A 13,503-nucleotide genomic window follows, 5' to 3' on the forward strand; every position below is an offset into this window, starting at 1 on the left:
CACTTTGACAAAACCAAGCAATCCTCATCTCAAGTATTGGTTAGCCATGCTGCGTGTGCCTGGGGTTGGCGGTCAGGCCATCTGCCGGCTGCTCGAGCATCTTGAGCCCAGCCAGGTATTTGCTGCCTCACGCGCCACGCTCAGCGGCATCGGCTTTAGCGATAGCATTATCAACGGCCTGCAAAATCCGGATTGGCAGGCGGTCGAAACAGATCTGCTCTGGTTGGAGCAGCCGGAAAACCATGTTTTAACGCTGGCGGATGATAACTATCCACTGCAATTGCGGGAAATAGCCAATCCCCCGCCGGTGCTGTTTATTAAAGGCCGGCTGGATTTATTAAGCTTGCCGCAAATTGCCATGGTGGGTAGCCGCAATCCCTCCGCGGTTGGCATTAAAACGGCTGTGGAGTTTGCTGAAACTCTGGCATCAGCCGGATTAGTGATTACCAGCGGCATGGCCTTGGGCATTGATGCTGCCAGCCATCAGGGGGCTTTAAATGTTAATGGTCACACCATTGCTGTAGCCGGTACCGGTCTGGATCGGGTTTATCCGGCCTGTCACAAAGCCTTAGCCACCCAAATTGTGGTCAATGGCGCTCTGGTTTCGGAATTTCCGCCCGGTACCACCGCCAAAGCCAGTCATTTTCCGCGCCGCAACCGTATCATTAGCGGCTTAAGCATGGGCTTGCTGGTAGTAGAAGCTGCCCAGCAAAGCGGGTCTTTAATTACCGCGCGTTTGGCTCTGGAGCAAAACCGTGAAGTGTTTGCCATACCCGGCTCAATTCATAACCCTTTGGCTCGGGGTTGTAACGCATTAATTCGCCAAGGTGCCAAATTAGTGGAAACTGCACAGGATATTTTTGAAGAATTAGCTGATTTTAATCAAGTACATAACATAATTCGTCCAGAAATAAAGCAGTTCGTGCTTGACCTGGAGCAGCAAAAACTATTGAATTTAATCGACTACAGCCCAACAACGGTGGATACTTTAGTGCAGGAAATTGGCTGGTCGGTGGAAACGGTTTCGTCGATGTTGCTGGTTATGGAGCTACAGGGTTATATTGCCGCAGCCGCTGGTGGTAGCTACTTTCGAACAAAATAAAGGTTCTAATGAAAGAAGACATATTTGATGTATTAATTTATCTTTTTGAAAATTATCTCGATAGCGACAGTTATCCTGACTCCGATGTCATTGCCAGTGAATTGCTGGAGGCAGGGTTTCAGCAGCCTGATGTCAATAAGGCCTTCGATTGGTTAGAATCCCTGGCCGAAATGGAAACCATTGCTTCCGGTGTGGCTTCTTCATTCCGAATTTTCAGTGCCCAGGAAGTCGCAGTGTTTGATCTGGAATGTCGGGATTTTCTGATGTTTCTGGAACACGCCGGGATTTTGTCGCCGGCCAATCGTGAAATTGCCATTGATCGAGCAATGGCGCTTAAGGATGAAAACATCACTCTGGAGCGTCTGAAATGGATAGTGTTGATGGTATTGCTAAGTCAGCCCGGCGATAGTGCCGCATTTTCCCGTATGGAAGATATCGTTTACGATTTGATCCCGACATCTCTGCATTAAGTGTTTGTAAGGACAGCATGAGTAAAAGTTTAGTCATAGTAGAGTCACCCGCAAAATGTAAAACCATTGAAAAATACTTGGGAAAGGATTTTCAGGTGCTTGCATCCTATGGACATGTACGTGATCTGATACCCAAAGAAGGCGCCGTTGATCCCAATAACGGCTTTGCCATGAAATATCAGGTCATAGACCGCAATCAGCGACATTTGCAGGAAATCGGCAAAGCCATCAAAAATGCCGATATCCTGTATCTGGCCACCGACCCTGATCGCGAAGGCGAGGCCATTTCCTGGCATGTTTTTGAACATCTGAAAGAAAAGAAATTATTAAAGGATAAGCTGGTGCAGCGCGTGGTGTTTCATGAAATCACCAAAAAAGCTGTTACCGAAGCCATCGCCAATCCTACCGAACTCTCCATCAATATGATCAATGCCCAGCAAGCACGGCGGGCTTTGGATTATCTGGTGGGTTTCAATCTGTCGCCGCTGCTTTGGAAAAAAATCAGACGAGGTCTCTCGGCCGGTCGGGTACAAAGTCCGGCATTGCGGATGATAGTCGAACGGGAAATGGAAATCGAGGCCTTTAAAACCCGCGAATACTGGACGCACAGCGCCGATGCCGTGGCTCAGGGTTTGCCGTTTAAAGCCAGATTGACTTATTTCGCAGGTGAAAAACTCAACCAGTTTAGTTTTACCACCGAAGCCCAGGCCACTCAGGTCAAGCAAACCCTGCTGGATGCCGCCGATGGCCGGCTGACGGTTGCCAAAATGGAAAAGAAACAGCGTAGCCGCAACCCGGCTCCGCCGTTTATTACCTCAACTTTGCAGCAGGAAGCCGCTCGGAAACTTGGCTTTACCACCAAACGCACCATGATGGTGGCCCAGCAATTGTATGAAGGCATAGATCTGGGCGGCGAAGCTGTGGGCTTAATTTCCTATATGCGTACCGACTCGGTGAATCTGGCCGAAGAGGCCATTGCCGATATTCGCGCCTTGATCAGTGAAAAATACGGAGCCAGTCAGGTTCCCAAGCAGCCGCGCGAATACAAGACCAAATCCAAAAATGCCCAGGAAGCTCATGAAGCCATCCGGCCCACCTCGGTGCAGCGCTTGCCGGAACAGGTAAAAGAGCGGTTGACTATCGAGCAATATAAGCTGTACGACTTAATCTGGAAGCGGACTGTAGCCTGCCAAATGATTAACGCCACCCTGAATCAACTGGCGGTGGATCTGCATTGCGGCAGTGCTGACAATGTGTTTCGCGCCACTGGTTCCACCATCACCAATCCCGGCTTTATGGCGGTGTATCTGGAAGGCAAGGACGACAGCAAAGATGCGGCAGATGATCAGGAAAGCCTGTTGCCGCCGATGGAAGAGGGCCGGCCTGTAGAACTCAGAGATATTAGCGCCGATCAGCATTTTACCGAGCCGCCGCCGCGTTATAGCGAGGCCAGTCTGGTAAAAGCCCTGGAAGAACACGGCATAGGCCGGCCTTCCACCTATGCCACGATTATTTCCACCTTGCAGAATCGTGAGTATGTCACCATAGACAGCAAGCGCTTTTATCCCACCGATGTTGGGCGTATCGTTAATAAGTTTTTGACCGAACATTTCACCAAATACGTGGATTACGGTTTTACCGCCAATCTGGAAGATGATCTGGATGCCGTGGCGCGCGGTGAAAAAGACTGGATACCGCTGATGAACGATTTTTGGCAGCCGTTCACGCATTTAATCAGCGAAAAAGAAAACAGTGTGCAGCGTAGCGACGTTACTCAGGAAAGTTTGGATGAAAAATGCCCGGAATGCGGTAGCGCCTTATCCATCCGCTTGGGCCGCAATGGTCGTTTTATCGGCTGTACCAATTATCCGACCTGCTCATACACCCGTAATCTGGGTGAAGATGCCGCTGTTTCTGCCAATCCGGAAGTCGCCGAAGGCCGGTTTTGTCCAAAATGCAGCGCTCCGCTGGTGATTAAAATCGGGCGTTATGGCAAATTCCTGGGGTGTAGCGCTTATCCGGGGTGTAAGCATATCGAGCCTCTGGAAAAGCCCCAGGATACCGGAGTGGCCTGTCCGCAATGTAAGCAGGGCAGTATTCTCAAACGCAAGGCCCGGAGCGGCAAAATATTTTATTCCTGCTCCGATTATCCCAAATGCGATTATGCGCTATGGGATGCGCCTATCCAGCAAAGCTGCCCGGATTGTAACTGGCCGATTTTGACCTTGAAAACCACTAAACGGCGCGGTACCGAAAAAGTGTGTCCGCAAAAAGACTGTAAATACGCCACACCTTATGAGGGCGATCCCGAAGATGTCAATGGCCCGCGTTAAGCGGCCTATCAGCGTTTCGGCAGGCTTAAGTACTCACCGGTTTTTAGCTGATGCTGCTTGATAAAGCCGCCCGGCAGCTCCAACATGTATTGGGCAGGCAGTGCTGAGCGGTAAATGGGGCAGGGTGAATGGCGGCAGGGCGGCAAATTGTCCAACAGGGATACTATGTGTTGCTTGCCGTCTAAAAACACTACGTCCAGGGTTAACAGCGTGTTTTTCATCCAGACTTCCAGTACAGCAGGCTGAGCATAAACAAACAACATTCCGGTGTTGGTGGGCAAATCGGTTCGGTACATCAAACCCTGTTCGCGTTCCGCTTTAGTGGCGGCAATTTCCACTTTGATATCAATTTGCCGTTCTGGAAAGCTGACTGGATAGTAAATATTAGTGTTGGCTTGAGTTGGCAAACAACAGGACATTAGCGTCATCAACAGCAAAAAAGGGCTGATTTCTAGAGTATTCATACAGAGTCGGATAAAATTGCAGGTTGTGTTTAAAAAACGCACTGATTATAATGCCATGCTATTTTGCGAGCGTGGCGAAATTGGTAGACGCGCTGGATTTAGGTTCCAGTGGTAACCCCGTGAGAGTTCGAGTCTCTCCGCTCGCACCATCCCCTTTTGTTAAGTTAACGATACCGCGTTAATTCTCCGAATTGATAAGTTGTGCGCAGGTCTCCGCAACAGTATCCCTTTATATATTTTTTGAGGTAAAACAATGCAAGTTTCTGTCGAGAAGACATCAGAATTAAACCGCAAAATGACTGTGAGCATTCCGCATACAGTATTTGAGGCAAAAATAGAAACTCGCCTTAAAACTCTGGCCAAGGAAGTCAAAATAGATGGATTCCGTCCGGGAAAAGCGCCGAGCCATGTTGTGAAAAGACTTTATGGTGAAAGGGTGTTGGGTGAAGTTACCGGTGATTTGATTCAAACTACTTATTTTGAAGCCTTGCAACAGCAAGAGCTGGTGCCGGCTGGACAGCCGCATATTCATCCGTCCGAAGTGGAGACAGGTTTTGAATATATTGCCGAATTCGAAGTCTATCCGGAAATTGCTTTGGACGGCATTACTCAGTTGACCGTTACCCGGCCTTTGGCAGAAGTGACTGAAGCCGATGTCGACAATATGATCCTGAAACTGCGCCAGCAGAAAAAAACCTGGCAGTCGGTCGAGCGCGCTTCTGAAGCCGGTGATCAGATTACCATTAATTTTACCGGTGTTGCAGAAGGCGAAAACTTTACCAATGGCAAAGCCGAAAACTTTAAAGTTGAAATCGGTGCCAGTCAGATGATACCCGGTTTTGAAGACCAATTACTGGGTTTGGCAGCGGGTGGTGTCAAAACCTTTAGCTTGGCATTCCCGGAAAATTACAACAATCAGCAATTAGCCGGTAAGACTGCCGAGTTTGAAGTGGAAGTATTGAGTGTGGAAGCGCCGATATTGCCGGAAGTCGATGCTGAGTTTATTAAAGCCTACGGTGTTGAAGAAGCCGACATTAACTCATTTCGTGCCGATGTCAGAAATAATATGGAAAGAGAGCTGGTACAAGGCCTGAAAAGCCGGCTGAAAAACTCAGTTCTCGACACCTTGTATGACAGTGTCAGCGTCACTCTGCCCAATGTGCTGGTGGACCAGGAATTGCAAAATGTATTGAAACCTTATGCAGAGCGTGCCAAGCAACTGAAACTGAAGCTGGAAGATTTACAGCTGCCGGTAGAAGCGTTTGAAAACCAGGCCAGACGCCGGGTGGCACTGGGCCTGATTTTAGGTGAAATCATCCGCAAAAACGAAATCACCATTGATGCCGGCAAAGTACGTTCTGTGATTGAAGATATGGCAAAAAGCTATGAAAAGCCGGAAGACGTCGTTAACTGGTATTATGCCGACAAAGAACGTTTGAATGATGTCCAGCAAATGGTGCTGGAAGATCAAGCCGTTGACTGGATAGTAGGTCAGTCTAACATTGGCGAAGTAACGCTAAGTTTTAGTGAAGTAATGGAAAAACAGCAAATAGAGGCCTAATAGACTATGTATGTACAAAATACCATGCCAGAATTGATAACACCTTCCGCTGCCGGCGGCTTGGTGCCTATTGTTGTTGAACAAACCGCACGCGGCGAACGTTCCTACGATATTTATTCAAGGTTATTGAAAGAACGGGTCATCTTCCTGGTTGGTAAAGTTGAAGATTACATGGCTAATCTGGTCGTGGCGCAATTATTGTTTTTGGAATCGGAAAATCCCGATAAAGACATTCATTTGTATATCAACTCGCCGGGTGGCTCAGTGACCTCAGGCATGGCTATTTACGACACCATGCAATTCATTAAACCGGATGTCAGTACCATGTGTATCGGTCAGGCTGCCAGTATGGGTGCCTTGCTGTTGGCAGGCGGTGCTAACGGCAAGCGTTATTGTCTGCCGCATTCGCGGGTCATGATCCATCAGCCGTTGGGCGGTTTTCAGGGCCAGGCATCCGATATTGATATTCATGCCCGGGAAATTTTGCTGATTAGAGATAAGCTGAATGCGATTCTGGCACACCATACCGGTCAGTCGCTGGAAAGAGTGCAGCAGGATACCGATCGTGATAATTTTTTAAGCGCCGATCAGGCGGTTGATTACGGCTTGATTGACAAGGTACTCAGTAGTCGCGCTGTGTAAAAATTAGTGCTGTAACATTTAGACGCGATATATTTGGCTGGGCTATTCATCGGCTTGGAAAATTTGATTTTTGCAGATATGCTTGGCATAACGGCAAGCATAGTCTGCAACGGTGTTGAGGGTTTTCATGAGTAAAGATAAAAAAGGCAAGGACGACGAGAAACTGCTGTACTGCTCATTTTGCGGTAAAAGCCAGAACGAAGTACGTAAATTAATTGCCGGTCCTTCGGTTTATGTTTGCGATGAATGTGTGGAACTGTGTAATGACATCATCAAAGATGAGTTGCAGGAAGAAGTCAGCGGCGCCGCTGCCGGGGCTTTGCCTAAGCCCAAAGAAATCAAGTTGGAGCTTGATAACTATGTCATAGGGCAGGAAAACGCCAAAAAAATTCTGGCTGTTGCGGTGTATAACCATTACAAACGCTTACGCAGCAATACCAAAAAACAGGGTATTGAGCTGGCCAAAAGCAATATTTTGCTGATAGGCCCTACCGGTTCAGGAAAAACCCTGTTGGCGGAAACCCTGGCGCGTTTGCTGGATGTGCCGTTTACCATTGCTGATGCCACTACCCTCACCGAAGCTGGTTATGTCGGTGAAGATGTGGAAAACATCATTTTAAAAATTCTGCAAAAATGCGATTACGATGTCGAAAAAGCCGAAACCGGCATTGTTTACATCGATGAAATCGACAAGATTACCCGCAAATCCGATAATCCGTCCATTACCCGTGACGTGTCCGGTGAAGGCGTGCAGCAGGCTTTGCTGAAACTGATCGAAGGCACCGTTGCTTCAGTACCGCCGCAGGGTGGGCGTAAACATCCTCAGCAGGACTTTTTGCAGGTTAATACAGCCAATATCCTGTTTATTGTTGGTGGTGCTTTTGCCGGCCTGGATAAAATTATCAAAAGCCGCACCGAAAAAGGCGGTATAGGTTTTTCTGCCGAGTTAAAAGTGCAGGATGACAAGCGTAATGTGGGTGAGCTGTTTGCCGATGTGCGCTCTGAAGATTTAATTAAATACGGTTTGATTCCTGAATTTGTCGGCCGCTTGCCGGTAGTGGCTACTCTGGAAGAACTTGACGAACAGGCTTTAATTCAGATCCTCACCCAACCTAAAAACGCGCTGCTCAAACAATACCAGCATCTGTTTGAAATGGAAGGTGCAGAACTGGAGTTTCGCGACGACTCACTGGCAGCGATTGCCAAAAAATCAATGGTCAGAAAAACCGGCGCCCGCGGTTTGCGTACCATAGTCGAAAACGTACTGCTGGATACCATGTATGAATTGCCCTCAAGTGATAATATTACCAAGGTAGTGATTGATGCTGGTGTCATCCAGGGTGAGTCTGAACCTATCCTGGTTTACGGTGTCGAACCGGCCAAACGTGCGGCTAAGGATGGCTAATCAGTCTAAAAATATCATGATTCTAGTTAAACCCACTTGGTTCAGGCTGGAAACTGACGCAATTTAGAAATAATCTGTTTAGTATTGGATACAAAAAAAGCCGCTGTCTAGCGGCTTTTTTTGTGGCGGCAGCTTGTAAAACTTGATACAGTCCCAATATAGGAATTTAAACACCCGCCTAGGCCAGTAAAGCTTAGGTTCCGTTAAGCCGACCTTGTCTGACCTTGTTCTAGTCGGTTGCTAATGCTTAAGCAAGCTTGCTGAGTTAGAAATAGTTTATCAAGGCCTTTAATTTAAGCGCTACATCCAAGTTTACTTCCTGCCGTAGGAAACAATTAAAATGACTCATAATAAAGACGATTTAATCCCGGTGTTACCGTTGCGCGACGTAGTCGTTTATCCGCATATGGTGATCCCCTTGTTCGTTGGGCGTGGCATGTCTATTGAGGCGCTGGATGCTGCCGTCAGGTTGGACACCCAGGTATTGCTGGTAGCGCAAAAACAGGCCAATGTCGATGAGCCCGGTATCGAGGATTTATATAAAATCGGTACGCTGGCCAATATTCTGCAATTGCTGAAACTGCCGGACGGTACTGTGAAAGTATTGGTGGAAGGCAGTAAACGCTGCTCTATCATCCAATATCAGGACGTCGATGGTTACTGTGCGGCAACCGTTCTGGAATTGAGCGACGAAATCAATATTTCCGAACAGGAAATGGAAGTGCTGCAACGTACTGCGGTCAATTCATTTGATCAGTATGTGAAATTGAACAATAAAATTCCTCCGGAAGTCCTGAATGCACTGAGCGGCATTGATGACCCAGGTCGTCTGGCCGATACCATGGCTGCCCATATGGCGCTGAAGGTGGAAGAAAAGCAGGCCATGTTGGAACTGCTGGATGTGTCTAAGCGTCTGGAAAACTTAATGACGCTGATGGAAGGCGAAGTCGATATTCTGGAAATGGAAAAAAAGATTCGTGGCCGCGTTAAAAAACAGATGGAGAAAAATCAGCGCGAATACTATCTGAATGAGCAAATGAAAGCCATTCAGAAAGAATTGGGCGAAATGGATGAAGCCAGCAACGAAGTTGACGAACTGGAAAAGAAAATTGCCGCTGCCGGTATGTCCGCCGAAGCCAAAACTAAAGCCACGGCTGAACTGAATAAATTGAAAATGATGTCACCCATGTCGGCAGAAGCGACTGTGGTGCGTAATTATATTGATTGGATGGTCAATGTACCCTGGAAAAAGAAAACCAAGGTGCGTCACGATCTAAAGCTGGCCGAACAGGTTCTGGATACCGAACACTATGGCCTGGAAAAGGTCAAAGAACGGATTCTCGAATATCTTGCCGTGCAGCAACGGGTTAAACAATTGAAAGGGCCTATCCTGTGTCTGGTTGGGCCGCCAGGGGTTGGTAAAACCTCCTTGGGCCAATCCATAGCCCGTGCCACCAATCGCAAATTTGTGCGAATGGCTTTGGGTGGGGTTAGGGATGAGGCCGAGATCAGAGGTCATAGACGCACATACATTGGCTCTATGCCGGGCAAAATCCTGCAAAATCTGGCTAAGATCAAAACCCGCAATCCTATGTTCTTGTTGGACGAAATAGATAAAATGGCTGCTGATTTTCGTGGCGATCCAGCTTCTGCATTGCTAGAAGTGTTGGATCCTGAGCAAAATCATACTTTTGCCGATCATTATCTGGAAGTGGATTTTGATTTGTCGGATGTCATGTTTGTGGCGACCGCCAACACCTTGAATATTCCGCCGGCCTTGATGGATCGGATGGAAGTAATACGTTTGTCCGGTTATACCGAAGACGAAAAAATCAATATAGCCATGCGTTTTCTGATACCAAAACAGATAAAAAACAATGGCTTGACTGCAGCGGAAATCAGTATTTCCGAGTCGGCGATTAAAGATATAGTCAGATATTACACCCGCGAAGCCGGAGTCAGATCCTTGGAGCGGGAAATTTCAAAAATCTGCCGCAAGGTGGTGAAAAGTCTGCTTTTGAAAACCAAGAAAACCAAGGTGGTCGTTTCAGAAAAGACCCTGGAAAAATATCTGGGTGTGCGCCGTTTCAGTTACGGTATCGCCGAAGATAAAGATCAGATCGGTCAGGTTACCGGTTTGGCCTGGACAGAAGTCGGCGGAGAATTACTGACCATAGAAACCGCAGTGATGCCGGGTAAAGGTAAACAGTTGGCGACCGGTAAACTCGGTGAAGTGATGAAGGAATCCATAGAAGCCGCTGTCACCGTAGTCAGAAGCCGGGCCGATATTTTGGGTATCAACAGCGAAGTATTCCAGAAAAACGATATCCATATCCACGTTCCGGAAGGTGCAACCCCCAAGGATGGCCCAAGCGCCGGTATCGGTATGTGCACCGCTATTATTTCGGCACTGACCAAAATTCCGGTACGGGCCGATGTGGCCATGACCGGTGAAATTACCCTGCGCGGGGAAGTATTGCCTATAGGCGGTTTAAAAGAAAAACTGCTGGCAGCACATCGGGGTGGTATTACCACAGTAGTGATACCCGCTGAAAATGCCAAAGATCTAATTGAAATACCCGATAATATTAAACAGAATCTAACCATCAAATGTGTGCGTTGGATAGATGAAGTTTTGGAGATTGCACTGCAATATTTGCCTGTGCCTATTGAGGTGGTGGCAGATATTAATGAAGCCGGGGTAGCAAAAACTGAGAAAAAACAGTCCACTTTGATTGCGCATTAATAGTTTCCGCCCTGGCTGATTTGGATGCAAACCTTATGGTTTGTGGTCTGCCGCGATTTATTACGCTTGACACAGGTAGTTAGCGGTTGTTATAAATATTCGCTCTTTGCACTGTCGAGAGGCCTGTAAATCGGATTGTTGGCAAGCCGGTTTGTGGCGTCAATATAACCGCTTGATTGTTAAGCAAAATTAATACAACAACATCCTAAGGGGAAAAAATGAATAAATCGGAACTTATTGATGCAATTGCTGGCGCGTCACAACTGACCAAAGCTGATGCTGGTCGCGCTCTGGATGGATTTCTTAAATCTGTAGAAAACGCGCTTAAAGCAGGTGATTCTGTTGTGCTGGTTGGCTTTGGCACTTTCGAAGTTAAAGAGAGAGCTGAGCGTAAAGGCCGCAATCCACAAACTGGTGAAGAAATTACTATCAAGGCAGCAAAAATTCCTTCATTTAAAGCTGGTAAATCTTTAAAAGATGCTGTAAACTAGTCGCTCTTTAGTCGGGTGCTTAGCTCAGCTGGGAGAGCATCGCCCTTACAAGGCGAGGGTCGGGGGTTCGAACCCCTCAGCACCCACCAGACTTAGGAGCGGTAGTTCAGTTGGTTAGAATACCGGCCTGTCACGCCGGGGGTCGCGGGTTCGAGCCCCGTCCGCTCCGCCAAAACAGAAACCTCGGGCCGTATGGTTCGAGGTTTTTTTTTGTTCGCTATTTTTTACTGCCTGATATTAATCAGGTTAAAAACTGTTTAAGGACACGGTTTATGCTATTAGAGATAAGAGAAAAGGTGCATGGCGTATTTGCATCAGTCGTTTTGGTACTGATTTGTGTGCTGTTTGGCTTGTGGGGCATCCAAAATTACTTAGGTGGGGGCAAGGAAACCCCGGTCATTACTGTCGGCGACAAGGAGTTTTTTGAAAATGATGTCAACAAGGCTTATCAACAGTTTGCCCAAAGTCTGGCTGGTATCAAAGTCGATGAAGAAACCATCAGAAAACAGGCTTTGTCACAATTAGTCCGAGATGAAGTTTTGCTGCAATATGTGCAAAAAGAAAACTTGCTGGTCACCGACGATACCGCCAAAGAATTTATCAAGACCCTGGAGTATTTTCAGAAAGACGGTAAGTTTGATAAAGCCCAGTATCAGGCTTTATTAGGGGCGCAAGGCATATCCTCAGAGGAGTTTATTCTCCGTATCAAAAAAGCCCTGATAATGCAGCAATTTCAACGTGCCATCACGGATAGCAGTTTTGTGACACCGGCAGAGATCAGCAATTTTTTCAAGATTCAAAATCAGAAGCGTGATTTGGAATATGTTACGGTAGCGCTGACTCCGGTGACCGATAAGCCTAGTGATGAAGAAATCACGGCGTATTTTCAACAGCATCAGGATGCCTATCAAAGCGAAGAACAAATAGCTGTCGATTATGTTGAGCTATCGCTGGATAAGTTAGCGGAACAAATTAAACCGGCAGACGAGCAGCTTAAAGCTTATTACGAAGAGCAAAAAGCCGCGTTCAGTACCAAAGAACGTCGTAAAGTCAGTCACATCCTGTTTGCATTCAGTAAGGATGTCAACGATGAGCAAGCCTTACAAAAAGCCATCAAAGCCAAGCAGGAATTAAAGGCTAAAGATTTTGCGTTACTGGCGGCCGAAGTGTCCGACGATAAGGCCTCAGCCAAAAACGGTGGTGATTTAGGTTTGTTTAATGCCGGTGTTTTTGAAAAAAGTTTTGAAGATACTGCGTTAAGTCTTAAACAGGGTGAAGTCTCGGAACCGATTAAGTCAGCATTTGGTTATCACTTGATCAAAGTGACCGAATTAGTGCCGGGTGAAGTAAAGCCCTATGAAGCGGTTAAGGCCGAAGTCAGTAAGGCTTATCAAAAAACCCAGGCTGAAGCCAAGTTCACTAGTTTGGGTGAAAAATTGACAGAAGTCAGTTACGAAAATCCAGATACTTTGGAACCTAGCGCTAAATTGCTGGATGAGTCAGTCAAAAACACCGGGCTGTTTACCCACAATAAGGGTGAAGGGATTGCCGCTGAGGAAAAAATCCGCTTGGCCGCGTTTTCTGAAGATGTTCAGAAAGGTAATAATAGCGAACCACTGGAAATCGGTGCCGACAAAATAGTGGTATTGCGGATGCGCGAGCATTTGCCGGCTGCTACTAAAGAGCTGAAAGATGTCAAAGCCCAGGTAATTACCGCCTTGCAACATGATAAAGCCGTGCAAAAAACCACAGCTATTGCCGAACAGTTAAAAGCTGAGCTGCTAGCCGGTAAAGCGCTGGCGCAATTGGCGGAAGCTAATCACTTACCCTTGAAAAAAGTGCAGGGTTTAAGCCGGGTTTCTGCCGATGTGTCTCCACTAGTCAGTCAGGCCGTGTTTAAAGCCGCCAAGCCCCAGGCTGGGCATCCAGGCGTCGTGATTATTGATGATGCTCAGGGTGGTAAAGTGGTTGCCAACATCGTTAAGGTGACGGAAGGTGAATTGACTGAAGCAAATAAAGCCCAGCAGGGTTTGATAGCCAAAAATATTGCCGGCGTGTTAGGCAAGGCGGAATTTGAATCGGTCTTGAATTCATTACAAGCCAGAGCCGATATCACCATCCACGAAAAGAAACAGTAAGTTTGTCCGCAGACCGTCTGAAAAAAAAGGGAGCTTAAGCTCCCTTTTTTATTTTTAAAAAACCCAACTTTCATGACGCTACTGATTTTTTCATGATTTGCCGGTTTGGGTGCTGGTAAGGGCTAACTTTTTTATTAACGCCTGACGGTAT

Annotated in this window: 10 protein-coding genes and 3 tRNA genes; 12 read left to right on the forward strand and 1 reads right to left on the reverse strand. The window is 47.1% G+C overall.

Annotation, left to right across the window (positions count from 1 at the left end; translation table 11 throughout):
• Nucleotides 1–46: 46 nt before the first annotated feature.
• From dprA to topA, 3 genes are read left to right on the forward strand one after another with little or no spacing between them, the layout of a single operon-like run.
• Complete coding sequence (dprA, locus tag KEF85_RS02515) at nucleotides 47–1,102, forward strand: DNA-processing protein DprA (protein WP_215583168.1); 1,056 nt, start codon at nucleotides 47–49, stop codon at nucleotides 1,100–1,102.
• Nucleotides 1,103–1,110: 8 nt separating this feature from the next.
• Nucleotides 1,111–1,572: a Smg family protein gene (locus KEF85_RS02520; RefSeq protein WP_215583169.1), complete on the forward strand. Its 462-nt coding sequence runs from the start codon at nucleotides 1,111–1,113 to the stop codon at nucleotides 1,570–1,572.
• 17 nt (nucleotides 1,573–1,589) lie between these two features.
• The gene (gene topA, locus KEF85_RS02525) at nucleotides 1,590–3,905 is read left to right on the forward strand and encodes a type I DNA topoisomerase (RefSeq protein WP_215583170.1); all 2,316 of its coding nucleotides are present in this window, start codon (nucleotides 1,590–1,592) and stop codon (nucleotides 3,903–3,905) included.
• A gap of 8 nt (nucleotides 3,906–3,913) precedes the next feature.
• On the opposite strand, the gene KEF85_RS02530 is transcribed toward topA, so the two are convergent.
• Entirely contained in the window at nucleotides 3,914–4,369 is a 456-nt protein-coding gene (locus tag KEF85_RS02530) for a DUF192 domain-containing protein (protein ID WP_215583171.1), read from the reverse strand.
• Nucleotides 4,370–4,434: 65 nt separating this feature from the next.
• Here KEF85_RS02530 and KEF85_RS02535 point away from each other — a divergent pair.
• The 9 genes from KEF85_RS02535 (at nucleotide 4,435) to KEF85_RS02575 (ending at nucleotide 13,352) form a co-directional block, all read left to right on the forward strand.
• Nucleotides 4,435–4,518: transfer RNA gene (locus KEF85_RS02535), tRNA-Leu, on the forward strand.
• Nucleotides 4,519–4,622: 104 nt separating this feature from the next.
• Nucleotides 4,623–5,930, forward strand: a complete 1,308-nt coding sequence (gene tig, locus KEF85_RS02540) for a trigger factor (protein WP_215583172.1) — start codon at nucleotides 4,623–4,625, stop codon at nucleotides 5,928–5,930.
• A 24-nt stretch (nucleotides 5,931–5,954) separates the two neighbouring features.
• The gene (clpP, locus tag KEF85_RS02545) at nucleotides 5,955–6,572 is read left to right on the forward strand and encodes an ATP-dependent Clp endopeptidase proteolytic subunit ClpP (protein ID WP_246535022.1); all 618 of its coding nucleotides are present in this window, start codon (nucleotides 5,955–5,957) and stop codon (nucleotides 6,570–6,572) included.
• A gap of 127 nt (nucleotides 6,573–6,699) precedes the next feature.
• Nucleotides 6,700–7,977, forward strand: a complete 1,278-nt coding sequence (clpX, locus tag KEF85_RS02550; RefSeq protein WP_215583173.1) for an ATP-dependent Clp protease ATP-binding subunit ClpX — start codon at nucleotides 6,700–6,702, stop codon at nucleotides 7,975–7,977.
• 340 nt (nucleotides 7,978–8,317) lie between these two features.
• On the forward strand, nucleotides 8,318–10,723 hold the full coding sequence (lon, locus tag KEF85_RS02555; protein ID WP_215583174.1) for an endopeptidase La: 2,406 nt from the start codon (nucleotides 8,318–8,320) through the stop codon (nucleotides 10,721–10,723).
• Nucleotides 10,724–10,941: 218 nt separating this feature from the next.
• The gene (locus KEF85_RS02560) at nucleotides 10,942–11,214 is read left to right on the forward strand and encodes an HU family DNA-binding protein (RefSeq protein WP_215583175.1); all 273 of its coding nucleotides are present in this window, start codon (nucleotides 10,942–10,944) and stop codon (nucleotides 11,212–11,214) included.
• A 13-nt stretch (nucleotides 11,215–11,227) separates the two neighbouring features.
• Nucleotides 11,228–11,303, forward strand: a tRNA-Val gene (locus tag KEF85_RS02565).
• Nucleotides 11,304–11,309: 6 nt separating this feature from the next.
• Nucleotides 11,310–11,386, forward strand: a tRNA-Asp gene (locus KEF85_RS02570).
• 100 nt (nucleotides 11,387–11,486) lie between these two features.
• On the forward strand, nucleotides 11,487–13,352 hold the full coding sequence (locus KEF85_RS02575; protein WP_215583176.1) for a SurA N-terminal domain-containing protein: 1,866 nt from the start codon (nucleotides 11,487–11,489) through the stop codon (nucleotides 13,350–13,352).
• Nucleotides 13,353–13,503 lie beyond the last annotated feature (151 nt).

Origin of the sequence: Methylomonas paludis (assembly GCF_018734325.1) — a bacterium.
Classification (GTDB): Bacteria; Pseudomonadota; Gammaproteobacteria; order Methylococcales; family Methylomonadaceae; genus Methylomonas; species Methylomonas paludis.

Excerpts from the sequence above, each read along its gene's own strand:
- tig (WP_215583172.1), top strand. The coding sequence starts at position 4,623 with ATGCAAGTTTCTGTCGAGAAGACATCAGAATTAAACCGCAAAATGACT.
- clpX (WP_215583173.1), top strand. The coding sequence starts at position 6,700 with ATGAGTAAAGATAAAAAAGGCAAGGACGACGAGAAACTGCTGTACTGC.
- dprA (WP_215583168.1), top strand. The coding sequence starts at position 47 with ATGCTGCGTGTGCCTGGGGTTGGCGGTCAGGCCATCTGCCGGCTGCTC.
- KEF85_RS02520 (WP_215583169.1), top strand. The coding sequence starts at position 1,111 with ATGAAAGAAGACATATTTGATGTATTAATTTATCTTTTTGAAAATTAT.
- KEF85_RS02560 (WP_215583175.1), top strand. The coding sequence starts at position 10,942 with ATGAATAAATCGGAACTTATTGATGCAATTGCTGGCGCGTCACAACTG.
- topA (WP_215583170.1), top strand. The coding sequence starts at position 1,590 with ATGAGTAAAAGTTTAGTCATAGTAGAGTCACCCGCAAAATGTAAAACC.
- KEF85_RS02575 (WP_215583176.1), top strand. The coding sequence starts at position 11,487 with ATGCTATTAGAGATAAGAGAAAAGGTGCATGGCGTATTTGCATCAGTC.
- lon (WP_215583174.1), top strand. The coding sequence starts at position 8,318 with ATGACTCATAATAAAGACGATTTAATCCCGGTGTTACCGTTGCGCGAC.
- clpP (WP_246535022.1), top strand. The coding sequence starts at position 5,955 with ATGCCAGAATTGATAACACCTTCCGCTGCCGGCGGCTTGGTGCCTATT.
- KEF85_RS02530 (WP_215583171.1), bottom strand. The coding sequence starts at position 4,369 with ATGAATACTCTAGAAATCAGCCCTTTTTTGCTGTTGATGACGCTAATG.